The following is a 22,147-nucleotide window of genomic DNA, read 5'->3' on the forward strand; positions in this document are numbered from 1 at the left end:
GACCTGCCGACGCGTTCAGGGGCCCCGCCCTGGGGGGCGGCGTGGGCCTGGACGTCCAGGGCCAGCGCGCCGTCATGGGCCAGCACCGGCTCCGGGTGGGCCTGGGGCGCTTCCGTGCCGGCGGGCAGGGCGTGCGTGGTGTCCGGGACCGTGGCGGCGGCGAGCTCCACGGCGTCGGCCTCGGACTCGGTGGGGACCTCCGGGGCGTCCTCGTGCTCGCCCTCGGTCAGCTCGAACTGCGCGCGGGCGAAGTCCGGGTCGTAGACGACGTCGCTGACATACAGGAAGGCCGCCTTCTCCAACCCGATGTCGACAAAGGCCGCCTGCATGCCCGGGAGGACCCGGACGACGCGACCCTTGTAGATGTTTCCGACGACGCCCTTGTCCTTCTTACGCTCGAGGTAGAACTCCGCGATATGGCCGCCCTCGACGAGGGCTACCCGGGTCTCCCGACCCGCGGCGTTGATGACGAGCACACTGCTCATGGATGAATCCTGGTAGCGCGCGCGGTAGGGGGGACCTCACCGGACGGGAGGCGGCGAGACGCCACACCTCCGAGCACGCTGCGATGGGGGAGGCGGCCAGAGGCCCCCCGGCGTGTGGACGCCATCCGGAAGACCCGGAGGGAGAACGCATCACCTGGGTGGGGGCCGAGGACATCGCCGCCTGCTCCTCCGAGTTCACGTCGCCCCGCATTGCGACCGGCACCGTGCCGGGCGGGGCTGCTTCTCTTCACGCGCTCGAGGCCTCCACCACGCCCGTGCCGTCCGCCCCCTCTTCCACACCCGGTCGGTGCCCGTCATGTGGGCCACCTTGGGGGGGCGTCTGGGGGCCCCGGAGCAGCAGGGACGTCCGGAAGAAACCGGAAGCGCAACCCGTCGAAATTCCAGCCTGGGCCTGATGTCCCGCCAACGCGGGGCGTCACACAACCGCCCAGAAACACGGAGAGTTTTCCACGCCCCTCCAGGTGTGTAAAGGCCCGATGCACCCGTTCATCCACTGTCGGGCAGATGGAGGGCGGGGCCGCCCTCCGGGCGTGCGGGCGCTCGGAAACGGACGTTCAGGCCTGGGCGGGGGCCTGCTTGCGCCCCTCCGGCTTGTCCAGCTTGCCGCGCGGACGGCGCACCAGCCGCAGGCCGGTCCAGGTCTCGTCGATGATGCAGATCTTGTTGTCCACGAGGCCGATGTCGAGCGCCGCCTGGCGCACGAAGTCCTCGGACAGGCGCGTCTTCACGCCCTCGCCGGCGGGCCAGCAGACCCAGATGCCGCCGTTGAGGGTGGTGGCGCGCGACAGCGCGGGCAGCCGCTGCACCAGCTCCGTGGCGTCGGAGGTGAAGAAGAGGATGACGTCCAGCCCCGTCTGGGCCGTGACGAGGAACTCCACCCCGTCCGGCAGCGGGTTGAGCTTCTGCACGAAGCCCCGCGGGGGGTTGATGACGGAAACCTTGGTGCCGGACCGGATGCCCAGCATGGCCGGCAGGGAAGCCAGGGCGTAGGGCGTCATGATGTGCGCTCCACCGTGAAGGTGCGGAACTCGCCAGTGGCCCCGCCGTCGGTGCGCGCCACGTCCGTGACGCGCGCCATGCGGGGACCTGAGTGACACCAGCGGATGAAGTCTTCCAGCGCGCCCGGTTCGCCTTCCACCGTGGCCTCCACGGAGCCGTCGCTCCGGTTGCGCACCCAGCCTGAAAGGCCAAGCCGCAGCGCCTCCTGGCGGGCGCTCTCCCGGTAGGAGACGCCCTGGACCGTGCCCTGGATGCGCAGGGTCGCCCGGCGCTGCGTGCTCATGCCTCTGGCCTCATGCTCTGACGTCCCCTTCTAGCAGCTTCAGGAACGCCTGCTCATCCAGGATTCTTACCCCGAGTTCCTGCGCCTTCTTCAGCTTGGTGCCCGCGTCCTCGCCGGCGACGACGAAATCGGTCTTGCGCGAGACACTTCCGGAGACCTTACCCCCGCGCCGTTCGATTTCCTCCTTGGCCTGCTCGCGCGCCAGCCCCGCCATGGTGCCGGTGAGCACCACCGTCTTGCCCACGAAGGGGCCGCCCGTGGCGACCGCCGGGGGCGCGGGCCGCACCCCCGCGTCCAGCAGGGCCTGGATGGCGGCCTGGTTCTGGGGCTCCTGGAAGAAGGTGTGGATGACCTGCGCCATCACCGGGCCCACGTCCTTCACCCGGCTGATGTCGTCCAGGCTGGCCGTGAAGAGCGACTTCACGTCCGGGAAGGCCTCCGCCAGCGCGCGCGCCGTGGAGTCCCCCACGTGGCGGATGCCCAGCGAATACAGGAAGCGGCGCTGGGTGGTGTCCTTGCTGCCCTCGATGGAGGCCAGCAGGTTGTCCGCGCTCTTCTCCCCCATGCGCTCCAGCTTGAGCAGCGAGTCCCGGGTGAGCGCGTACACGTCCGCGAACGCCTTCACCTGCCCGGACGTCACCAGCTGCGTGGCCAGCTTGTCCCCCAGGCCTTCAATGTCCATGGCGAGGCGGCTGGCGAAGTGGCGCACCTTCTCCACCAGCTGCGCGGGGCAGGACGCGCCCGTGCAGCGGATGATGGCGCCGTCCTCGTCCTTGGCCGCCACCGCGCCGCACACCGGGCAGTGGGTGGGGAAGCTGAAGGGCTGGGAGTCCTCCGGGCGCTTGGACAGCACCACGGAGACGATCTCCGGAATCACGTCGCCCGCGCGGCGCACGAAGACGGTGTCGCCCCGGCGCACGTCCTTGCGGCGCAGTTCGTCCTCGTTGTGCAGCGTGGCGCGCGACACCGTCACGCCGCCCACCTTCACCGGCTTCAGGTGCGCCACCGGCGTGAGCGCGCCCGTGCGGCCCACCTGGATGCCGATGTCCTCCACCGTGGTGGACTCCTCCTCCGGCGGGAACTTGTAGGCCACGGCCCAGCGCGGGCTCTTGGACACCTGGCCCAGGCGGCGGCGCAGGTCCTCGTCGTCCACCTTCACCACCATGCCGTCCACTTCGAAGGGCAGGGCGTGGCGGCCCTTCAGGGACTCGTCGTAGCGCTGGCGCACCCCGTCCGCCCCTTCCGCGGGCTGGTAGCGGTTGATGGGCAGGCCCAGCGTCTTCAAGTACTCCAGCTTCTGCGTGTGCGTCTTGAAGGCGGGCACGCCCTCGCCGGGCACGCATTCGTAGAGGTAGACGGACAGGGGCCGGGCGGCGGTCTCCCTGGGGTCCAGCTGGCGCAGGCTGCCCGCGGCGGCGTTGCGCGGGTTGGCGAAGAGCGACTCGCCCTCCTCCTCGCGCTTCTCGTTGAGCTTGCGGAAGTCCTCCTTGCGGATGAAGACCTCGCCGCGCACCTCCAGCCGCCCGGGCACCTTCACGCCGTCCTGGGGGAACAGCTCCAGGGGCAGGCTCTTGATGGTGCGCAGGTTCGCCGTGACGTCCTCGCCGGTGGTGCCGTCGCCGCGCGTGGCGCCCTGGATGAAGCGGCCGCCCTCGAACCGCAGCGAGATGGCCAGGCCGTCCAGCTTGGGCTCGCACACGTAGCCCACCTGCGTGAGGCCCGTCAGCTTGCGGATGCGCTCGTCGAACTCCACCAGCCCGGCGTCATCGAAGATGTTCGCCAGGGACAGCATCTGCGTGGTGTGCACCACCTGCCCGAAGTCCTCCACCGCCGCGCCGCCCACGCGCTGGGTGGGCGAGTCCGGCGTGACGAGCTGGGGGTACCTCTCCTCCAGCGCCTGGAGCTCACGCATCAGCGTGTCGTACTGCGCGTCGCTGATCTCCGGCGCGTCCAGCACGTAGTAGCGGTGGTTGTGGTGGGCCAGCTCCTGGCGGAGCGCTCGGGCGCGGGCTTCGGCTTTCGGGAAGGTGTCCACGGGGCGTGTCCTTACCCCAATTCAAGGGCGCGGCCAGTTGCGCACGCCCCGCGTTGGAGGAGCGCCAATCTACCGGCCCCACCTGACAGGGCTGGCGGGTTCACGGGAAGTGGAGCCCGGGGACGCGTGTTGCACGCCAAGGAGGCGCTTCTGTCGCCCCGTTAGCCCCGAATTTCAGATACATAGCGGATTCCCTGTTGGTGGGACCCCCGCCCTCCAGTGCAACCCCCTGAAAAACGGGACAGAGCCAGGCACGGATGCCTTGACAGCTCTGGAGGCGGTCAATAGTTTCCAGCGCGATTCCAGGCGCAGGGGTTCCCCCGGCGCCGTCTCTTCCCAACCACAGGCCCACGCGCCCTCCGGTCCGTTCCCAGGACTTGGGTGGTGCTGCCCCCTGGAAGGTGCTTCCGAGCGCCGCGCGGACGGACCGCCGTCCCGCGTACAGCCTGCCCGAGCCTTCGGGCGATTCCCCCCCTTTTCCGTCTGCAGACCGTCATGGCCAAAGCCCGTTCCCCCCGAGAGAAGGTAGTCGAGCCCGCTTTCACCGCGGAGGAGAAGCCCCGCCGCAAGCGCGCGGCCGCGAAGGAGGCGGAGAAGCCCGCGCCCCGGTCGCGCCGTGCGCCCGCCCGTCGGGAAGAGGCTCCCGCCGAGGAGGCCGAGGCTCCCGAGGCCGCCGCCGAAGCGCCCCGTCCGGTGCTCACGCCCATCTCCCGCCCGGTGCGTGACGACGAGCTCCAGGAGCTGCGCGGCACGGAGGAGGAGCCGCCCGCCGAGGAGGCCGCTCCGGCCGCGCCGCAGGAGTCCACGGAGTCCCCCGCCATCACGGAGGTCGAGCGCGACGGCACCCCGATGCAGGTCATCAAGCTCAATGACCTGAAGCGGATGAAGATCGTCGACCTGGCGAAGATGGCCCACGACACGGGCATCGAGGGCTACCAGGGGCTCAAGAAGCAGGACCTCATCTTCGCGCTGCTGGGCGGCATCGCCGACAAGCGCTTCGAGGTCCACGCGGAGGGCGTGCTGGAGCTGTTGAGCGACGGCTTCGGCTTCCTGCGCAGCGCGGACAGCGACTACCAGCCGTCCCCGGACGACATCTACGTGTCGCCGTCGCAGGTGCGCCGCTTCAACCTGCGGCCCGGCGACACGGTGACGGGCCCCATCCGCCAGCCTCGCGAGGGCGAGCGCTTCTTCGCGCTTCAGAAGGTGGACAAGGTCAACTTCGCGGACCCCATGTCGGACGCGGCGCGCGAGCGCATCCTGTTCGACAACCTCACGCCGCTCTATCCGACGCGCAAGCTCAAGCTGGAGCACGAGTCGTCGGAGATGACCACGCGCATCATCGACATGTTCTGCCCCATCGGCCTGGGCCAGCGCTGCCTCATCGTGGCGCCCCCGAAGGCCGGCAAGACGGTGCTGCTGCAGAACATCGCGCACGCCATCAGCCGCAACCACCCGGACGTCTACCTCATCGTGCTGCTCGTGGACGAGCGCCCGGAGGAGGTGACGGACATGGAGCGCAGCGTGCGCGGCGAGGTGGTGTCCTCCACCTTCGACGAGCCCGCCACGCGCCACGTGCAGGTGGCGGAGATGGTCATCGACAAGGCCAAGCGCCTGGTCGAGCAGAAGTACGACGTCTGCATCCTGCTGGACTCCATCACCCGTCTGGCGCGCGCCTACAACACGGTGGTGCCGGCGTCCGGAAAAATCCTCTCCGGCGGCGTGGACGCCAACGCGCTCCACAAGCCCAAGCGCTTCTTCGGCGCGGCCCGCAACATCGAGGAGGGCGGCAGCCTCACCATCATCGGCACGGCGCTCATCGACACCGGCAGCCGCATGGATGAAGTGATTTTCGAGGAGTTCAAGGGCACGGGTAACTCCGAAATCGTCCTGGATCGGAAGTTGATGGAGAAGCGCATCTTCCCAACGCTCGACATCAACAAGTCCGGTACCCGCAAGGAGGAGCTCCTCTTGTCTCAGGCGGACCTGGTGCGCATTACGGCGTTGCGCCAGGTGCTCCACCCGTTCACCCCCATCGACGCGATGGAGTTCGTGCTCAAGCACATGCGTCCGACGGCGGCGAACGCGGAGTTCCTGGGCTCGATGAACCGGTAGTCTCTTCCGGCCCAAGGAGCCCCTTATGCGTCGTGCCCGCCTCCTGTGTCATGTCGCCCGCGCTGTCGCGGGCCTCACCCTCGGGTTGCTGGCCGGGTGCGACATCGGGGTGGAGGACCTTCCGCTGGAGGACACCCCGCCGGTGCTCTCCAGCCAGGTCTGCTACGACGACTCGGACTGCGTGGCGAACGCGTGCTGCGGCGAGGGCACCGCCATCACCCACCGCGACGAGGGGCCGAACTGCACCGGCGTGCGCTGTGACGGCACGTGTCCTCCCGACAGCGTGGACTGCGGCCGCTGCATCCCGACGTGCCGCAACGCGCGCTGCGCCGCCGCCTGCCAGTAGCGCGCGGCCGCGGCCGGAGTTCAGCCGGGCAGGCCGCCGGTCGCGTCCACCGGCGTTTCCCTCAACGGCAGCGTCACGCGGAAGGTGGTGCCGCCGCCCGGCGTGTCCTCCACGTCGATGCTGCCCTGGTGCGCCTCCACCACCTGGCGCGACACCCAGAGCCCCAGGCCCAGGCCGCCGTAGTGGTGCGTGGACACGGCGCGCTCGAAGCGCTCGAAGATGCGCTCGCGGTCCTCCGGCTTGATGCCGATGCCGTGGTCCACCACGGACAGGCGCACCACCTCCCCGTCCGGCCGCAGCGTCACGTCCACCGGGCGGCCCCGGCCGAACTTCAGCGCGTTGGCGACCAGGTTGTGCACCACCTGGGAGATGCGTGACGGGTCGAAGGTGCCCAGCACCGGGCCCTTCACGTCCACGGTGAGCGGGGTGCCGTCGCGGCGCGCTTCCTCTTCCGCGAAGCGCGTCACCTCCACCAGCAGGTCGCCCAGGTCCACGTCCGTGCGGGTGAGCTTCAGCCGGCCGCTGGTGATTTGCGACACGTCCATCAGCACGTCCACCAGCATGGCCAGCCGCCGGATGAAGGACCGGGCCTGCTTCAGGCGCTCCAGCGCCTTGGGCGGCGCGTCCCGGCCCAGGCCGCGCTCCACCAGCTCCAGGTTCAGCTGGAAGGCCGCCAGCGGCGTGCGCAGCTCGTGCGCGGCCACGGAGAGGAAGTCATCCCGGGCGCGCAGCGCCTGGGCCAGCCCTTCCGCGCGGGCGCGCTCGTCGGCCATCTCCCCGCGCATCCGCGCGAGCTTCAGGTTGGACGCGATGCGCGCGAGCAGCTCGCCCGCGGAGAAGGGCTTCACCAGGTAGTCGTCCGCGCCGGACGTCAGGCCCTGCACCGTGGCCTCCTCGCCGGCCTTCGCGGACAGCAGCAGGATGGGCAGCTCGCGCGTGGTGGGCGCGGCGCGCAGGGCTTGCAGGAGGCCCATGCCGTCCAGCTTCGGCATCATCACGTCCGACAGCACCAGGTCCGGGGGCCGGGCCAGCGCGGACTCCAGGCCCTTCAGGCCATCCGTCACCGCCTCCACCTCGTACTCGGGGGAGAGCACGCGCTGGATGTAGTCGCGCATGTCCCGGTTGTCGTCCACGAGCAGGATGCGCGCGCGCGGCGGCGCCGGGGGCGCGGCGTGGCCGTTCGCGGACGGCGGGTGCTGGTGCGAGGACTGCGTGCGGTCCTTGGGCTTGGTGGCGCTCCACAGCAGCGCCTCCTCCACGTAGGCGGACGTGGCCTCGCGCGCCGCGGAGCGCGGCCGAGCGGTGGTGCGGATGCGCTCCGGGGGCAGGTGCGCGTGGCCCAGGGGCAGCTCCACGGTGAAGACGCTGCCTTCGCCCTCCGTGCTGCGCGCGGACACGGTGCCGCCGTGCAGCCGCGCGAACTCCTGCACCAGCGCGAGCCCGATGCCGCTGCCCTCCACGGTGCGCGACGGCGAGCCCGGCACGCGGTGGAAGCGCTCGAAGACGCGGGGCAGCTCGTGCGCGGGGATGCCCGAGCCGGTGTCCTCCACCTCCAGCGTCACCCGCTGCCCGGACTCGCGCAGGCGCAGCGTGACGCCGCCCTGGAGCGTGAACTTGAACGCGTTCGACACCAGGTTGAGGACGATCTGCTCCCACAGGTCCGGCGCCACGTAGACGGGCTGGGACAGGGGAGGGCAGTCCACCGTGAGCTTCAGGCCCGCGCGCTCCATGGCGGAGCGGAAGCTGGCGGCCGCGTCCTTCGTCAGCGCGGCCAGGTCCGCGGGCACGAAGCGCTCCTCCTTGGGGCCCGCCTCCAGCTTGGACAGGTCCAGGAGCGCGTTCACCAGCTTGAGCAGGCGCCCGGCGTTGCGGTGCACCCGCTCCATCTCCTTGCGGACCTCGTCCGACAGCGGGCCCGCGCGTCCGGCGAGCAGGTCCTCCGTGGGGCCCAGCATCAGCGTCAGCGGCGTGCGGAACTCGTGGCTGACGTTGGCGAAGAACTCCGACTTGAGCCGGTCCAGCTCCCCCAGCTGCTCGTTCGCGACGCGCAGCTGCTGGTTGGCCTCTTGAATCTGCTGGGCCCGCCGGAAGATTTCACCCTCCATCTCGTCCGCGCGGGCGCGGAGCGCGGCGTGCTGGCGGCTCTGCTCGTCGTCCGGGTGTTTCTGGTGGATGAAGTCGGTGACGTCCTCCATGCGGTGGATGATGTGGCGCAGCGTGCCGTCCTCGCCGAACACCGGGGTGTTCAGCGGGCTCCAGTAGCGCAGCTCGAAGCCGCCGCCGGCCTCCCGGGGCCGGGGGATGTCGTACTTCTGGACCGCCATCGCGTCCGGGGCGCCCGTCTTCACCACGCGCTCCAGCGACGCGCGCAGGTTGGTCACCCCGCTGGCCCCCACCTCCTGGGGGTTGTCCGGGAAGACGTCGAAGATGTGGCGGCCCAGGATGTCCTCGCGCCGCGTCCTCGTGGCGCGCAGGTACGCGTCCGTCACCGCGGCGATGACGAACCCCGGCGTCAGCACCAGGTACGGGTTGGGCGAGGCTTCGAACAGGCTCCGGTAGTCCGGGGCCGGTGAGGGGCTGGGGGGCATCACACGTCCTCAGATGCGGAGGAGTGCGTGGAATTAGTCACTCGCCCCCGGGATGGCCAGGGGGGAAGTGGGAGCCGGCCCCCCGGTTTCAACCGGTGGACGCTTCGGCGCTCAGGCCGCGGGGGCCGCGTCCGTGGAGACGACCGGCTGCTGGGCGGGCGCGGCCACCAGCGGGGGCGGCTGCGCCTTCACCCGCGCGAAGTCGAAGCAGGCCACCGCGATGGAGGCCACCGGCACCGCGAACAGCGCGCCCCAGAGGCCGAAGAGCTTCTCGCCCGCGATGAGGGAGAAGGCCACCACCACGGGGTGGATGCGCGCGGCCTCGCCCATGATCTTCGGGTTGAGGAAGTACGCCTCCAGCGCGTGGATGCCGATGATCCACAGGAGGAGCGCGAAGCCCTTCTGGACGCCGTCCGCCAGCGCCATGAGGACGATGGGCACCGAGCTGATGATGGTGCCGAAGATGGGGATGAGGCTGAAGAGCGTGGCGATGGTGGCCAGCAGGAAGGCGAACTTCACGCCGAACAGGAGCAGGCCCACCAGCGTGAGGCCGCCGTTCACCAGGCAGATGGTGACCTGGCCGCGCACCACGCCGGACAGCGACTTGTCGATGCGCGCCACCAGCGTCTTCGCGTCCGGCAGGAGCTCCGCGGGGATGAGCGTGCCGAAGTAGCGGCGGATGGCCTGCGCGTCGATGGAGAAGAACGCGGCGACCATCAGGATGAAGAACAGCATGAAGACGCCGGCCAGCACCTCCGTGACGATGCGGCGCGACACGTTGACGATGTCCGCCAGGTTCTCCCTCGCGAGCGACGTCGCGCGCGCCACCGCGTCGGTGAGCATCTGCTCCAGGTCCAGCGCCAGGCTGAAGCCGCCGCTGGAGCCCGCCGCGCCCTCCATGGCCTGGTCCGACAGGGCCACGGGGATGCCGTACACGTTGAGCCACGCCTCCGCGCGCTGCGCGAGCGTCTGCACGTGCTCCGGCGTGAGCGCGCTGGCGAAGGCGGCCATCTCGCGGCTGATGCGCACCACCTCGCGGTAGAGCTGCGGCACCAGCGCGACGAAGAAGAGGTAGACGGCGAAGAAGAACCCCGCGTAGATGGCGAGGATGGCCACCCAGCGCGGCACGTAGCGGCCGGCCACCTTCAGCCGCGTGATGCGCGCCACCAGCGGCTGCACCAGGTACGCGATGAGCGCGGCGCCCGCGAAGGGCATCACCACCGAGCGCAGGGCGAAGAGCGTCACCGCGATGGCCACCCACAACCCGGCGAGGAGGAGCAGGCGCTTGCGGCGTTCGTCGGGGGCGGTGGCTTCCACGGGCTGCGACATGCACCCGGGCTTAGGGCAGCAGCCTCCCTCCTGACAAGCACCCGACGGGAAAGCTTCCGGCCATCCCGGGCTCCTATGCCCCCAAAGGGTCGGAATGCCTCCGGGGACGGGGCAGGCGGCCGGGCTTCAGGCCTGGGGCAGCCGGGCCCTGCCTGAGAGCCGGGCCTCCAGCCGGTCCAGGCAGTCGCGCATCAGGGGGCGCTTGATGCGGCCCTGGGTGGCCTCTCCCAGGCCCAGCATCTGTTCGGTGAGCCAGCGGGTGAGGAAGAGCAGGGGGACGCGGTCCTCGGCGGTGAGGCCGCGCTCCAGGTAGCGCTTGTTGCGGACGTAGTCGTCGAAGGCGTCGAACTCGCGGGCCAGGTCCCACCTCGCCAGGCGCAGGGCCTCCGTGTAGACGGCCGCGTCCGGGCGCCGGGTGGCCTCCTGGAACAGCGGGGCGAACTCGCCCAGGGTCGCGGGGTCCAGGTCCTGCACGGGCGGGGGCCAGGACTCCAGGTCCTTGGCGAGCAGCCGCGCCACCTCCTCCAGCAGGTGGTCCACGAGGGTGACGGGCTTGAGGTCGAAGAGGTGGTCCCAGCGCGAGGGCATGTGTCAGGGGCTGGCGGCGGCGGGCAGGGCCACCGGAAGGGGTGGGGACGCAAGCGCGGTGACGTGGGTGACGGGCGCGGGCGCCGGGGCGTCAGCATAGCCCAGGGCCAGCTCCCGCTGGATGACCTCCCACACGGCCCGGCGCGTGAGCAGCTCGCCGTGCGGCACCACGCCGGACAGCTCCACGTTGAAGACGTTGGGCTGGCCGTCCACGTCCAGCACGGAGGAGGGGTAGCGCGCGATGACGTCGTGGCGCGAGTAGATGGACGTGAGCCGCACGTGGCGCGGGAAGGCGCCCACGCCCAGGTCCTTGATGAAGCGCGACGTGGGCGTGAGCTGCCACATGCTGCGGCTGAACCAGCCCAGCGTCGCGCAGCCCAGGTAGGCCATGCGCGTGCCCCGGTGCGGCGTGCCCAGCGTGATGAGGCTCCTCACGCGCGCGTCCCCGCCCAGCCGCTTCACGTAGTACGTGCCGATGAGGCCGCCCTTGGAGTGGCCGATGATGGTGAGCGGCCCCATGCCCGGGTGGCGCTCGTAGAGCCGGTCCACCTTGCCCTGGACCTTGCGCGCCAACTCGTCGATGCGGTGCGTGTTGAAGCGGTCCATCGTGCCGCCCAGGTGGATGGACCAGACGCAGTAGCCCTCGCGGCGCAGGCGGTGCTCCAGCACCTCCAGGACGCGGCGCGTGCTGAAGAAGCCGTGCAGCAGGAGCACCGGCCTCTGGCAGTGCTTGAAGTCCGTGCGGCGCACGACCTGGTTGCCGCGTGGATCCAGGTCCACGTAGCTGGCCAGGTACTTCAGGTGGCACTTCAGCTTCCGGTACCGCATCACGAACGGATTCATCCCCAGCCCCCGTCCCTCCCGGCCGGTGCGTGGACCGCCGCCCTGGAACACGGGGCAAAGCTAGGTCGCGCGCCCACTCGCGGCCCGAATCCGGGAGGTCCGGTCAGGTGAAGTGTTGGAGGAAGTTCATCAGCACCCGGTGCGCGAACGGCGTCGGGGTGATGCCGGACAGGAGCCGCGGGACGTACTCGCCCCCGGGGACGCCCTTCTCGCGCGCGAGCGCGTCCAGCTTCTGCTCGCGGGCGAGGATGACCGCGCGCATGGCGTCCGTGGGCATCTCCGGGTGGAACTGCACGCCGCGCACGTTGGGGCGGAAGGCGAGCGCCTGGCTGGCGGTGTTGGCGTTGCCCGCGAGCACCGTGGCGCCCTCCGGCAGCCGCGAGACGATGTCCTCGTGGGTCGCCTGCACGGCGAAGCGCTCCGGCAGGCCGGCGAACAGCGGATCCGCGCGCCCTTGCGCCGAGAGCGTCACCTCCACGGTGCCCGTCTCGCGGCCGTTGGGGTTGCGCCCCACCTTGCCGCCGTAGGCTTCAGCGAGCAGCTGTTGGCCAAAGCACACGCCGAGCACGGGGACGCCCTGCTCGCCCGCCTCCACCATGAAGGCGCCCGCCTTCTCCATCCACGGCTCGCGCTGCGTCACCGACAGGGGGGAGCCCGTCATCATCACCGCGTCGTAGCCCTTCGCGTCCTTCGGCAGGGCGCGCCCTTGTGCACGGGCAGGAGGTCGAAGCGCTGACCGGACAGTCCAATGGTTTGCAGAAACCACCGCTCGTAGTCGCCCACGGAGAGCTGGACGGACGTCGCCGCGTCACCGGCTTTCAGCAGGAGGACGTTCTTCATGGGAACAGCTTGCCGCGTCATGCCCTCATTCCTACCGTGTCGTGCCGTCCGTGTCCGGTGCCCGCCACTTCCAGGCCGCTTGCGCGCCGTGCCCATCCGAGGCTTCGCCATGACCGACGCTCGCTCGCTCACTCCCAGGCTCCCCGTGCTCAAGCTGCTCATCGACGGGCAGCAGGTGGAGCCCATCGAAGGGGGCACCTTCGCGGTGACGAACCCCGCCACCGGCCAGAAGCTGGCGGACGTGCCCGCGGGCACCGCGGCGGACGTGGACCGCGCGGTGAAGGCCGCGCGCCGCGCCTTCGAAGCCGGGCCGTGGGGGAGGATGACCGGCCGCGAGCGCGGCAAGCTCATCCGCAAGCTGGCGGACCTGCTCTACGAGCGCCGCGAGGAGTTCGCGCTCGTCGAGTCGATGAACAACGGCAAGACGTTCAAGGACGCCATCCGGGGCGACGTGGCGCCGGGCGCCGCGACGCTCGCGAACTTCGCGGACCTGGCCGGCACCATCCTGGGCGAGGTGCTGCCCGTGGACGGCCCCTTCCACACCTACGCGCTCAAGGAGCCGGTGGGCGTGGTGGGCGTCATCGTGCCGTGGAACTACCCCACGTGCATGCTGGGCTGGAAGCTGGGGCCCGCGCTGGCCTCCGGCTGCACGGTGGTGGTGAAGCCGTCCGAGTACACCCCGCTCACCGCGCTGAAGCTGGGCGCGCTGGCGCTGGAGGCGGGCTTCCCGCCCGGCGTCATCAACGTCGTCACCGGCCTGGGCGACCCCGCGGGCGAGGCGATTGCCCGGCACCCGGACGTGGACAAGATCTCCTTCACCGGCTCCGGCCGCACCGCGCGCCGGCTGCTCCAGGCGTCCGCCGCGAGCAACCTGAAGAAGCTGACGCTGGAATTGGGCGGCAAGAGCCCGCAGCTCATCTTCCCGGACGCGGACTTCGAGCGCGCGGTGGAGGCGTGCTTCTGGGGCATCTTCGGCAACAAGGGTGAGACGTGCAACGCGGGCAGCCGCGTGCTGGTGCACGAGAAGGCCTACGAGGCGTTCGTCGCGAAGCTGGCGGACAAGGCGCGCACGATGAAGGTGGGCGACCCGCTGGACGCGACCACGGAGATGGGCGCGCTGGTGAGCCAGAAGCAGATGGACGTGGTGCTGGGCTACATCGAGAGCGGCAAGCAGCAGGGCGCGAAGCTGCTCGCGGGCGGCGGCCGCGACACCGAAGGGCTCAAGGCGAAGGGCTGCTTCGTGAAGCCCACCATCTTCGGTGACGTGCAGCCGGACATGAAGATCGCCCAGGAAGAGATTTTCGGCCCGGTGCTCAGCTGCCTGCGCTTCCGCGACGACGCGGAGGCCATCGCGCTGGCCAACAGCACGCAGTACGGCCTGGCCGCGTCCATCTGGACGGGCGACGTCGCGAAGGCCCACGCGCTGGCGAAGCAGGTGAAGAGCGGCGTGGTGTGGATCAACTGCTTCAACGAGTTCGACGACGCGGCGCCCTTCGGTGGCTACAAGGAGTCCGGCTGGGGCAAGGACCTGGGCCACCACGCGCTGGACGGCTACCTCCAGACGAAGGCCGTGTGGACGAAGCTGCCGTCCCCCTGACGCGCGAGCCCGCGCGCTCCATTCCATTTCCACTGCTCCCCCGCCGCATGACGAAGAAAAGGAAGGTCCCGATGGCGTCGCGTCCCAAGGCCAAGGTGCTCACCCATCCGGCGATGGCCCGCCGGGCCCGCGGGAAGGAGCGGAGCGAGGGCACGCCGCGCGCGGTGCCCGCACGGCAGGGGGACCTGGACTCCCTGCGCCGGTGGATGGAGGAGAAGGGCGTCCGCAAGGTGAAGCTGGGCGCCATCGACGTGGATGGCGTCTTCCGCGGCAAGTACGTCTCGCTGGAGAAGTTCTGGAGCGCCGCGAAGAGCAACATGGGCTTCTGCGACGTCGTCTTCGGCTGGGACCTGGGCGACGAGCTGCTGGACAACACGAAGGTCACGGGCTGGCACACGGGCTACCCGGACACGCCCGCGAAGGTGGACCTGTCCACCGCGCGCATCATCCCGTGGGAGCCGGACACCGCGGCGTTCCTGCTGGACTTCATGAACCCGGACGGCACGCCCTTCGAGGCGAGCCCCCGCCAGCTGCTCCAGAAGATGGGCCAGCGCGCGCGCAAGCTGGGCTTCCTGCCCAAGTTCGGCGCGGAGTACGAGTTCTTCCTCTTCAAGGAGGGCCCGCAGAGCCTGCATGAGAAGGGCTTCCAGAACCTCACGCCGCTGACGCCGGGCATGTTCGGCTACTCGTGGCTGCGCACGTCCATGAACGCGCCGCTGGTGCACGCGCTCATCGACGGCTGCAACGCGTACGGGCTCAACATCGAGGGCTTCCACACGGAGACGGGCCCCGGCGTCTTCGAGGCCGCTATCCGCTACGACACGCTGGAGCTGGCGGCGGACCGCGCGGCGCTCTTCAAGACGGTGGTGAAGGAGATCTGCGCGAGGCACGGCGTGTCCGCGTGCTTCATGGCGAAGGTGGCCCCGAAGCTGCCCGGCTGCTCCGGCCACGTGCACCAGTCGCTGTGGAACCTGAAGGACGAGGAGAACCTCTTCCACGACCCGTCGCAGAAGCACGGGATGAGCAAGCTGATGCGGCACTACATCGGCGGGCAGGTGGCGCTGATGCCGGAGCTGACGGCGCTCTACTGGCCCACCATCAACAGCTACAAGCGCAGCGTGGAGAACACCTGGGCGCCCACCACCGCGACGTGGGGCCTGGAGAACCGCACCTGCGCCATCCGCGTCATCGGCGACAGCGCCAGGTCCATGCGCATCGAGTACCGCCAGCTGGGCGCGGACATGAACGCGTACATCGGCATGGCGGTCAGTCTGGCCGCGGGCCTGTGGGGCATCGAGAACGAAGTCGAGCCGCCCGCGCCCGTGCTGTCCAACGCCTACGAGGCGAAGAACACGAAGCCGCTGCCCCGCAACCTGAAGGACGCGGTGGCGCTGCTCAAGAACAGCGAGCGCGCCCGTGAAATCCTGGGCGAGGGCTTCGTCGACCATTTCGTGCGCACCCGCGAGTGGGAGGTGCGCCAGTACGAGCGGGCGGTCACCTCCTGGGAGCTGGAGCGCTACCTGGAACTCATCTGAAGGAGGACGCTTCCATGAAGCCTTTCGACATTCCCTCGGAGCCGCGCGTCACGGAGATGTCCTGGCCCACGCGCATCGTGTTCGGCGCGGGCGCGCTGCAGCGGCTGCCCGCGCACGCGACGCGGTTGAACATGAAGCGCCCGCTCCTGGTGACGGACGCGGGCGTGGTGAAGGCGGGCCTCGCCACCCGCGTGACGGACGTGCTCAAGGCGGCGGGCCTGGAGTGCGCCGTGTTCGACCGCGTGGAGCCCAACCCCACGGAGCGCGACGTGTTCGCGGGCCTGGAGGCGTACCGCGCGCACAAGGCGGACGGCATCGTCGCCCTGGGCGGCGGCAGCGCGCTGGACGCGGGCAAGCTGGTGCAGTTGCTCACCACGCACGAGCCGCCGCTCAGCCGCTACGACGACGCGACGGGCGGCGACCAGTACGTGCGCGACGACCTGCCCCCGCTCATCGCCATCCCGACGACGGCGGGCACGGGCTCCGAAGTGGGGCGCTCCGGCGTGGTGACGCTGGCGGACACGGGCCGCAAGACGGTCATCTTCAGCCCGCACCTGCTGCCCAGGGCGGCGGTCATCGATCCGGAGCTGACGCTGGGCCTGCCTCCGTCCGTCACGGCGGCCACGGGCATGGACGCGCTCACCCACTGCATCGAGGCGTACGTCGCCAACGGCTTCCACCCGCTCGCGGACGCGGTGGCCATCGACGGGGTGATGCGCGTGGGGCGCTCGCTGGTGACGGCGGTGAAGGAGGGCCGCGACCTGGCGGCGCGCACGGACATGATGGTGGCGGCGATGGAGGGCGCCATGGCCTTCCAGAAGGGCCTGGGCGCGAGCCACGCGCTGGCGCACGCGCTCACGCCCATCTCCAACGTGCCGCACGGCCTGGCGAACGCCATCGTGTTGCCCGCGGTGATGGAGTTCAACCGCGCGTCGAGCACGGCGCGGCTGGCGCGCATCGCCATCGCGCTGGGGGACACGTCCAACGCGCGCGAGGAGGTGCTCGCCGCGAACGCCATCGACCGCGTGCGCAAGCTGGCGGCGTCCGTCGGGATTCCCACGCGGCTGCGCGACGCGGGCGTGCAGGAGAAGGACCTGGAGCACATCGCGCAGAAGGCCTTCCAGGACGCGTCCCATCAGGGCAACCCGCGCACCGTCACGCAGGCGGACCTGCTGGCCATGGCCCGCGAGGCGTACTGAGCAGCGGCTTCACGCAGGCTTGATTTCAGAGTGTTTCAGCGGGGCCTCTTCCGAGGGAAACGGGAGGGGCCCCGTGCCTTTGGAGCGGTGAATCAACCCGCGCCGGCCCCGTCAGAAGGTTCAGAACGCAGCACAAAGCGGCTCACGGAGGCAGGTCATGAAGGCGATGCTCAAGAAGATGGTGGTGGCTGTGGCGCTCGTCGCGAGCTCCCCGGTGATGGCGGCGGACTTCCACGTCGCCACCCCCCTCGTGAGCCGCCAGGACCAGCGCCGCATGGAGCGCGAGCGGCAGGAGCGCGAGCGTCAGGCCCGGCTGGAGCGCGAGCGGCAGGAGCGCGAACGGTTGGCCCGCATGGAGCGTGAGCGGCAGGAGCGGGCGCGCTGGCCCGGCTGGAGCGCGAGCGCCTGGCGCGGCGTGACCGGGCCCCGACGTACCACGGTGGCTGGCTGAACTAGGCCGCGACACAGCCTGAAGCAGCACGGAGGCCCGGGGGTGGACATCACCCTCGGGCTTCTTCGCGTCTGGAGGTCAGTGGGACGCGGACTTCGCGGACAGCGCGCGAGCGCCCGCGTCTGGAGCGGCGCCGCCGTCGGATGCCATCGCGACGCCTGTTGCCTCCTTCGGGCTCTTCTCCGGTGTGAACTCCAGCGTCTCCACGAAGATGCGCCCCGGCAGCCGCAGGTCCATGGCGGTGATGCGCTCGCGGTCGCGCAACTCATAGAGCTGCTGCGCCACCCAGCCGGATGGCACGGGCTCATCCGAGAAGAAGACATAGACGCGCACCTTCCCCTCCTGCACGGGCACGCGGAAGCGGGTGTCGGCGATGGGCTTGTTCCCGTCGCAGCGGATGGAGCGCTTTTCCCGCGTGAGCGTGAGCTGGCGGATGACGCCCTTCTCGGACGTCGTGAAGAGCAGGCAGTAGGGCAGCTGTCCTGCGACGGGGATGACCTCCATCGTCGCGGGGCCGGTCCGCTTCACCCGCGCCCGCGTCACCTTCGCGGGCGGCTTCACGCTGTCACAGCTCACGACGCTCGCACCCAGCGCCATCACCGTCAGCAAGCCCGTCCAGCGCGTCACGTGTTCCTCCCCCGGGATGGCGGAATGGTGGCCGATACCGGGAGCCTTCCCTACAGAAAAGCGGCTTCGTCTGGCGGTCAGTTGGCCGCGGGCTCCACGGACAGCGTGCCCGTGCCCGCATCCGGGGCCGTGCCGCCATCGGACGTCACCACGCCGCCCGCGCCCACGACGACGCCCGTGGCTTCCGGCTCGCCCGTCTCCGGCGTGAACTCCAGCGTCTCCACGAACACGCGCCCCGGCAGCCGCAGGTCCATGGCGGTGACGCGCTCGCGGTCGCGCAAATCATAGAGCTGCTGCGCCACGGATCCCGCCGGCACGCGCTCGTCGGAGAAGAAGATGTAGACGCGCACCTTCCCCTCCTGCACCGGCACCCGGAAGCTGGTGTTGGCGACGGGCCGGTTCGGGTCGCAGCGGATGGAGCGGTTCTCCCGCGTGAGCGTCAGCTGCCGGATGACGCCCTTCTCCGACATCGTGAAGAGCATGCAGTAGGGGAGCTGTCCCTCGACGGGGATGATCTCCATCGTCGCGGGGCCCGTCCGCTTCAACTGCGCCCGTGCCACCTTGGCAGGTGGCGTCGCGTCGGGGCAGCCCATCAGGCCCGCACCCAGCACCATCACCGTCAGCAAGCCCGTCCAGCGCGTCATGTGTTCCTCCCCGGGAAGGTGGAATGGCCGACACGTCGAGCCTACCCCGGCCCCATGCCTTTCAGTCCTGTCCGCTCTTCAAGCCTGCCCATGAGGCCGCCGAGTGAACGGTCGTGCACATGGCCTGCTGCGTCATCCCAGGCCGGGACTACTCCGGGCGCTGGTAGACGATGACCTGCGGCGTTTCGTCCAGGTACAGCCCGGTGACGGGCGTGCGCGTGCCGAAGGCCTGCCACGTGAGGAACTCGTGCTCGCGGAACTCCTGGTGGTACTGGTACGCGACGATGTCCGCGTCGAACGGGCTGTTCACCGGCCGCACGTCCTCGCGCAGCATCCCGTTGCGCTGGTAGTCGCGGAACGAGAAGCCGTTCACCTCGTGCAGGTAGATGCGCGCGCCCGGCTTCGCGTGCTCGTTGATCCACGGCAGCACGCCGGTGACGTGGCTGGACCAGAACTGGCGCTGCATCCCCAGCGTCGCCGCGCCCGGCAGCCCGCCCGCCAGCTCCGAGTACGCGGCCGTGCCATACGGGAACACGCGCACCAGCGAAATCAGCGCGGGCACCAGCAGCAGCGCGAACACCGGCACCGTCACGGCGAGCGGTGACACCGACGGCCGCCGCGCCTTCAGCACCTCCCACAGCGCGAAGCACCCGCGCGCCACCGCCGCGCCCGCGAGGATGCCCAGGAAGGGCATGGACGGGAACCAGTGCTTCACGCCGCCGAAGTGCGGCACCTGCGGGTGGCTGATGATGAGGATGGACGTCACCGCGTTGACGCCCACCAGCGCCTCCGACGCGGTGGGCATCCGCACCCACTCGCGCGTGCGCGCTCCCAGGCTGAGCAGTGCCCGCCCCACGAGCGCGACGAAGCCCGTCACCATGGGCGCGAAGAGGCTGCCAGGCACCGTGAGCGCCGTCTTCACGACGACGTAGGTGAGCGGGAAGGGCGGCCCGCGCATCAGCGTGCCCAGGTAGAACCAGGCGTAGTGGTTGTGCGTCGCGTGGAAGGCCAGGTACCACGCGGTGCGGTCCACCGGCGCGTGCCACAGGTAGGGCCAGTGCAGGTAGAAGAGGACGGGGCCCAGCACCGCCATCGCCGCCAGCGGCACCAGCGCGCGCGTCACCGGCAGGCTCACGGGCCTCAGGTCCCGCAGTAGCACGACGCTGCCCACCGCGAGCCCCACGAAGAACAGCGTGTGCGGGCTCAGGAGCAGGAACTTCTTCTGGAACGCGGCGGGCCCGCCCAGGAACACGACGAGCAGGCCGTAGAGCACCGCCACCGCCGCGAACAGCCCCACGAAGCGGCCCAGCCGCACGCGGGCCTCGGGGTTGCCCTCGCTCGCCCGCCACGCGCGCCACAGCGCGAACGGCGACAGCACGAACGGCATGAAGAGGGCGTTGTGCTTCGTGGCGATGGCCAGGCCGAACGCCACGCCGCACGCGATGCCCCAGCGGGTGCTCTCCAGCGCGCGCCAGAAGCAGTACACGACGAGCAGCCACATCGCGGCCACCGGCATGTCGAAGCACGCCAGCTCCGCGTTGAAGTACTGGCGGGGCACCAGCAGGAAGGAGAGGGCGGCGAACCACCCCGCGGTGCGGCCGTACAGCGCGCTGCCCAGCAGGAAGCACAGCGCGGGCACCAGCGCCGCCATCGCGAACGCGGGCAGCCGGAACGCCGTCGCATCGCGCATCACGCCCAGCGTGTCGTGGAAGAGCAGGTGGCTCAACCCGAACAGCGTCTTCATCAGCGCCGGGTGCTCGTGGTTGTAGTCCCACGCGCGCACGATGGCGCTGTCCGTGAACGCCTGCGCGGGCGAGTGCAGGAGCAGCCGGAACCACTGCGAATAGCCCTCCGCCGCGGCGAAGTAGACGCTCTCGTCGCGCGTGAAGCCCACGGCCGCTTCCGTGCTCCACAGCGCCGCGAACGCCAGCACCCACAGCGCCAGGGCCGTGAGCTTCTCCTCGCGCGTGGCGGGGCGCCCGGTTCCCAGCGCGGTCATGGCTTCACCCCCACCGCGGGCTCCAGCGCCATCACGTCCAGGCACACCTGCCGCGACTCCGCGTTGTCCGCCTGCACCCAGACCTTCACCGTGCGCGGCGGCCCGGGCGGCAGCACCACCTCCGCCTTCTGCACGCCCTCGCGGCCCGGGGGATGGCACGTCCAGCAGCCGCTCGCCCGTGGCCGCGTCATCCACGCCCAGGTGCGCGGTGGAGAGGCGCGGGTCCTTCGGGTGCGCGAACTCGAAGATGATGCCGCCCTCCAGCCGCAGGCCCATGCCGGACGGCACGTTGGAGAACTCCGCCACCAGCCGCCGCGGCCCTCCCGGCGCGTGCATCCACAGGCAGTGCCGGGGCTCGTAGAAGACCTCGTGCCACTCCGGCGCGACGTACAGGTGCGGCGGGCCGGGGCAGCGGTGCGCCCGCCCGTCGAAGGGGCAGTCGCGGCGCGAGCCATCCGGCTGCTCCAGGTACACGCGCGCCGCGCTCGCGGACTCGCTCGCCACCCAGTGACGGGGGCGGTAGCGGCCGTTCTCGTAGAGGCGCAGCGACAGCGGGCCCAGGCGCGTCTCCGGGCCCAGCGCCTTGCGTCCGGGGAGGAAGGCCGCGTCGAACGCGGCGGGGTCCGAGCGGGCAGCTCCGGCTGGCCCAGCACCCAGATGCGCGGGTGCGCGCTCAGGTCCGCGCCGTCCGACTCCAGCCACCCGTACACGGGCACGGAAGCGGGCACGAAGAGGCGGGCACGCTCGGTCCACCAGGGGAACAGCAGCACCGCGTCCCCGGGCCGCGCGTCGCGGGCCAGCACGTCCGCCATGGCGCGCTCGTCCGCGTCCGTGGGCAGCCGGCCCGGGAGCCTCAGCTGGAAGACGAGGCACAGCAGCGCGACGAGCAGCAGCGCCCCCAGTTCCACCAGGGGCAGGGCGCGCAGGGCCTTAGGACTTGGCAAGACGGATCTTCTGCTCGCTCTTTTCGCGGCAGAAGGTGCAGAAGATGTGGTCGCCCTGGTTGAAGGACGGCGTCCAGGGCGGGTACATCGAGCAGCGCGGATCCAGGCAGTGGTGCAGCTCCCAGAGCGTGCCCAGCTGGTGCAGCGCGTGGCGCGCGATGGGCTTGAAGTCCTTCTCCAGGTCCTTGAACGGCGCGATGGAGAGCACCGCCCGGTCCTTGCCGTACCTCGCGAAGCCGGACGTGGGCGCCTTGCCGCTGGGCAGGTCCCGGTCCTTCAGCTTGCGCGAGGTGAGCAGCAGCACCTTGTCGTCCTTGTAGGCCCGGATGCCCTTCACCTCGTCCAGCAGCTTCTCCGCGTCCAGGGGCTCGGACATGCCCGCGGGGACTTCCGCGGAGCCGCTGTGCTCGCTGCCCACGCCGAAGGCCGTGTAGAGCGTGCGGTTGAACTTGGCGAGCTGCTTGTCGTCGAAGGGGTCCAGCGTCACGACGCGAATCACGGGGCGTCACCTCGGCGGGAGGGCCCTCGCGGTGCCGGGCGCGCGCTTGCGGCGCGACGCGGGCAGCCGGAGGGCCGTGGAGTCCTGCGGTTCACTCGTCCTCGGCGGGCTTCGCCTTGGGCGGACGGCCACGCTTCTTCGGCGCGGCGGGCTCCGCGGGCGCGGCGCCCTCCGGCGGCTTCG

At 70.7% G+C, this 22,147-nt stretch carries 19 protein-coding genes and 2 pseudogenes; 6 read left to right on the plus strand and 15 right to left on the minus strand.

From position 1 onward, the window contains the following. The 4 genes and pseudogenes from ACLEQD_RS11495 to ligA form a co-directional block, all read right to left on the minus strand. Positions 1-485: pseudogene (locus ACLEQD_RS11495) on the minus strand (ribonuclease G); the annotation flags it as partial. Positions 486-1,060: 575 nt separating this feature from the next. Next, positions 1,061-1,504, minus strand: coding sequence for a DUF3052 family protein (locus ACLEQD_RS11500; RefSeq protein ID WP_014398919.1), 444 nt, complete (start codon positions 1,502-1,504; stop codon positions 1,061-1,063). After that, positions 1,501-1,788, minus strand: a complete 288-nt coding sequence (locus ACLEQD_RS11505) for an acylphosphatase (RefSeq protein WP_410383550.1) — start codon at positions 1,786-1,788, stop codon at positions 1,501-1,503. The genes ACLEQD_RS11500 and ACLEQD_RS11505 overlap by 4 nt, the downstream gene beginning before the upstream one ends. 10 nt (positions 1,789-1,798) lie before the next feature. Beyond that, entirely contained in the window at positions 1,799-3,823 is a 2,025-nt protein-coding gene (ligA, locus tag ACLEQD_RS11510) for an NAD-dependent DNA ligase LigA (RefSeq protein ID WP_410383551.1), read from the minus strand. 495 nt (positions 3,824-4,318) lie between these two features. On the opposite strand from ligA, the gene rho reads away from it, so the two are divergent. Together rho and ACLEQD_RS11520 are read left to right on the plus strand one after the other, a co-directional pair. Next, positions 4,319-5,935: a transcription termination factor Rho gene (gene rho / locus ACLEQD_RS11515; protein WP_410383552.1), complete on the plus strand. Its 1,617-nt coding sequence runs from the start codon at positions 4,319-4,321 to the stop codon at positions 5,933-5,935. 25 nt (positions 5,936-5,960) lie between these two features. Then, complete coding sequence (locus tag ACLEQD_RS11520) at positions 5,961-6,281, plus strand: hypothetical protein (RefSeq protein WP_410383553.1); 321 nt, start codon at positions 5,961-5,963, stop codon at positions 6,279-6,281. A gap of 20 nt (positions 6,282-6,301) precedes the next feature. Here the strand turns inward: ACLEQD_RS11520 and ACLEQD_RS11525 are convergent, their stop codons facing one another. The 6 genes from ACLEQD_RS11525 to ACLEQD_RS11550 form a co-directional block, all read right to left on the minus strand. Continuing rightward, positions 6,302-8,869 (minus strand): ATP-binding protein, encoded by a 2,568-nt coding sequence (locus tag ACLEQD_RS11525; RefSeq protein ID WP_410383554.1) that lies wholly within the window; start codon positions 8,867-8,869, stop codon positions 6,302-6,304. Positions 8,870-8,980: 111 nt separating this feature from the next. Beyond that, positions 8,981-10,198, minus strand: a complete 1,218-nt coding sequence (locus ACLEQD_RS11530) for an AI-2E family transporter (protein WP_410383555.1) — start codon at positions 10,196-10,198, stop codon at positions 8,981-8,983. A gap of 126 nt (positions 10,199-10,324) precedes the next feature. After that, complete coding sequence (locus ACLEQD_RS11535) at positions 10,325-10,786, minus strand: hypothetical protein (RefSeq protein WP_410383556.1); 462 nt, start codon at positions 10,784-10,786, stop codon at positions 10,325-10,327. A gap of 3 nt (positions 10,787-10,789) precedes the next feature. After that, complete coding sequence (locus ACLEQD_RS11540; protein ID WP_410383557.1) at positions 10,790-11,629, minus strand: esterase/lipase family protein; 840 nt, start codon at positions 11,627-11,629, stop codon at positions 10,790-10,792. 103 nt (positions 11,630-11,732) lie between these two features. Further along, entirely contained in the window at positions 11,733-12,293 is a 561-nt protein-coding gene (locus ACLEQD_RS11545; RefSeq protein ID WP_410383558.1) for a glutamine amidotransferase-related protein, read from the minus strand. Next, a complete protein-coding gene (locus tag ACLEQD_RS11550; RefSeq protein WP_410383559.1) occupies positions 12,293-12,469 on the minus strand; it encodes a hypothetical protein in 177 nt (58 codons plus the stop codon). Before ACLEQD_RS11550 ends, ACLEQD_RS11545 begins: the two co-directional genes overlap by 1 nt. Positions 12,470-12,578: 109 nt before the next feature. Here ACLEQD_RS11550 and ACLEQD_RS11555 point away from each other — a divergent pair, with 109 nt between their 5' ends. The 4 genes from ACLEQD_RS11555 to ACLEQD_RS11570 all read left to right on the plus strand — a co-directional run bounded on the left by ACLEQD_RS11555 (position 12,579) and on the right by ACLEQD_RS11570 (position 17,251). Continuing rightward, positions 12,579-14,066 carry an aldehyde dehydrogenase family protein gene (locus ACLEQD_RS11555; RefSeq protein WP_410383560.1) on the plus strand — a complete coding sequence of 496 codons (1,488 nt, stop codon included), beginning with the start codon at positions 12,579-12,581 and terminating at the stop codon, positions 14,064-14,066. Between the two features lie 71 nt (positions 14,067-14,137). Then, a complete protein-coding gene (locus ACLEQD_RS11560) occupies positions 14,138-15,601 on the plus strand; it encodes a glutamine synthetase family protein (RefSeq protein ID WP_410383561.1) in 1,464 nt (487 codons plus the stop codon). Positions 15,602-15,615: 14 nt separating this feature from the next. Then, on the plus strand, positions 15,616-16,800 hold the full coding sequence (locus tag ACLEQD_RS11565) for an iron-containing alcohol dehydrogenase (protein ID WP_410383562.1): 1,185 nt from the start codon (positions 15,616-15,618) through the stop codon (positions 16,798-16,800). A gap of 157 nt (positions 16,801-16,957) precedes the next feature. Beyond that, the gene (locus ACLEQD_RS11570; RefSeq protein ID WP_410383563.1) at positions 16,958-17,251 is read left to right on the plus strand and encodes a hypothetical protein; all 294 of its coding nucleotides are present in this window, start codon (positions 16,958-16,960) and stop codon (positions 17,249-17,251) included. 78 nt (positions 17,252-17,329) lie between these two features. Here ACLEQD_RS11570 and ACLEQD_RS11575 read toward each other — a convergent pair whose 3' ends face one another. The 5 genes and pseudogenes from ACLEQD_RS11575 to ACLEQD_RS11595 all read right to left on the minus strand — a co-directional run bounded on the left by ACLEQD_RS11575 (position 17,330) and on the right by ACLEQD_RS11595 (position 21,964). Continuing rightward, positions 17,330-17,878 (minus strand): hypothetical protein, encoded by a 549-nt coding sequence (locus ACLEQD_RS11575; protein WP_410383564.1) that lies wholly within the window; start codon positions 17,876-17,878, stop codon positions 17,330-17,332. A 77-nt stretch (positions 17,879-17,955) separates the two neighbouring features. Further along, positions 17,956-18,522, minus strand: coding sequence for a hypothetical protein (locus ACLEQD_RS11580; RefSeq protein ID WP_410383565.1), 567 nt, complete (start codon positions 18,520-18,522; stop codon positions 17,956-17,958). Between the two features lie 148 nt (positions 18,523-18,670). Further along, a complete protein-coding gene (locus ACLEQD_RS11585) occupies positions 18,671-20,521 on the minus strand; it encodes an ArnT family glycosyltransferase (protein ID WP_410383566.1) in 1,851 nt (616 codons plus the stop codon). Next, positions 20,518-21,465 (minus strand): annotated as a pseudogene (locus tag ACLEQD_RS11590) (hypothetical protein). Before ACLEQD_RS11590 ends, ACLEQD_RS11585 begins: the two are co-directional and overlap by 4 nt. Next, a complete protein-coding gene (locus ACLEQD_RS11595; RefSeq protein ID WP_171415282.1) occupies positions 21,452-21,964 on the minus strand; it encodes a hypothetical protein in 513 nt (170 codons plus the stop codon). Before ACLEQD_RS11595 ends, ACLEQD_RS11590 begins: the two are co-directional and overlap by 14 nt. Positions 21,965-22,147: the final 183 nt, after the last annotated feature.

The organism is Corallococcus sp. 4LFB (assembly GCF_046520365.1).
In the GTDB taxonomy this organism is placed as follows: Bacteria; Myxococcota; Myxococcia; order Myxococcales; family Myxococcaceae; genus Corallococcus; species Corallococcus caeni.

Coding starts and splice junctions, on each gene's coding strand:
- ACLEQD_RS11500 (WP_014398919.1), bottom strand. CDS start 1,504: ATGACGCCCTACGCCCTGGCTTCCCTGCCGGCCATGCTGGGCATCCGG.
- ACLEQD_RS11505 (WP_410383550.1), bottom strand. CDS start 1,788: ATGAGCACGCAGCGCCGGGCGACCCTGCGCATCCAGGGCACGGTCCAG.
- rho (WP_410383552.1), top strand. CDS start 4,319: ATGGCCAAAGCCCGTTCCCCCCGAGAGAAGGTAGTCGAGCCCGCTTTC.
- ACLEQD_RS11520 (WP_410383553.1), top strand. CDS start 5,961: ATGCGTCGTGCCCGCCTCCTGTGTCATGTCGCCCGCGCTGTCGCGGGC.
- ACLEQD_RS11525 (WP_410383554.1), bottom strand. CDS start 8,869: ATGCCCCCCAGCCCCTCACCGGCCCCGGACTACCGGAGCCTGTTCGAA.
- ACLEQD_RS11530 (WP_410383555.1), bottom strand. CDS start 10,198: ATGTCGCAGCCCGTGGAAGCCACCGCCCCCGACGAACGCCGCAAGCGC.
- ACLEQD_RS11535 (WP_410383556.1), bottom strand. CDS start 10,786: ATGCCCTCGCGCTGGGACCACCTCTTCGACCTCAAGCCCGTCACCCTC.
- ACLEQD_RS11540 (WP_410383557.1), bottom strand. CDS start 11,629: ATGAATCCGTTCGTGATGCGGTACCGGAAGCTGAAGTGCCACCTGAAG.
- ACLEQD_RS11545 (WP_410383558.1), bottom strand. CDS start 12,293: ATGATGACGGGCTCCCCCCTGTCGGTGACGCAGCGCGAGCCGTGGATG.
- ACLEQD_RS11550 (WP_410383559.1), bottom strand. CDS start 12,469: ATGAAGAACGTCCTCCTGCTGAAAGCCGGTGACGCGGCGACGTCCGTC.
- ACLEQD_RS11555 (WP_410383560.1), top strand. CDS start 12,579: ATGACCGACGCTCGCTCGCTCACTCCCAGGCTCCCCGTGCTCAAGCTG.
- ACLEQD_RS11560 (WP_410383561.1), top strand. CDS start 14,138: ATGGCGTCGCGTCCCAAGGCCAAGGTGCTCACCCATCCGGCGATGGCC.
- ACLEQD_RS11565 (WP_410383562.1), top strand. CDS start 15,616: ATGAAGCCTTTCGACATTCCCTCGGAGCCGCGCGTCACGGAGATGTCC.
- ACLEQD_RS11570 (WP_410383563.1), top strand. CDS start 16,958: ATGAAGGCGATGCTCAAGAAGATGGTGGTGGCTGTGGCGCTCGTCGCG.
- ACLEQD_RS11580 (WP_410383565.1), bottom strand. CDS start 18,522: ATGACGCGCTGGACGGGCTTGCTGACGGTGATGGTGCTGGGTGCGGGC.
- ACLEQD_RS11585 (WP_410383566.1), bottom strand. CDS start 20,521: ATGACCGCGCTGGGAACCGGGCGCCCCGCCACGCGCGAGGAGAAGCTC.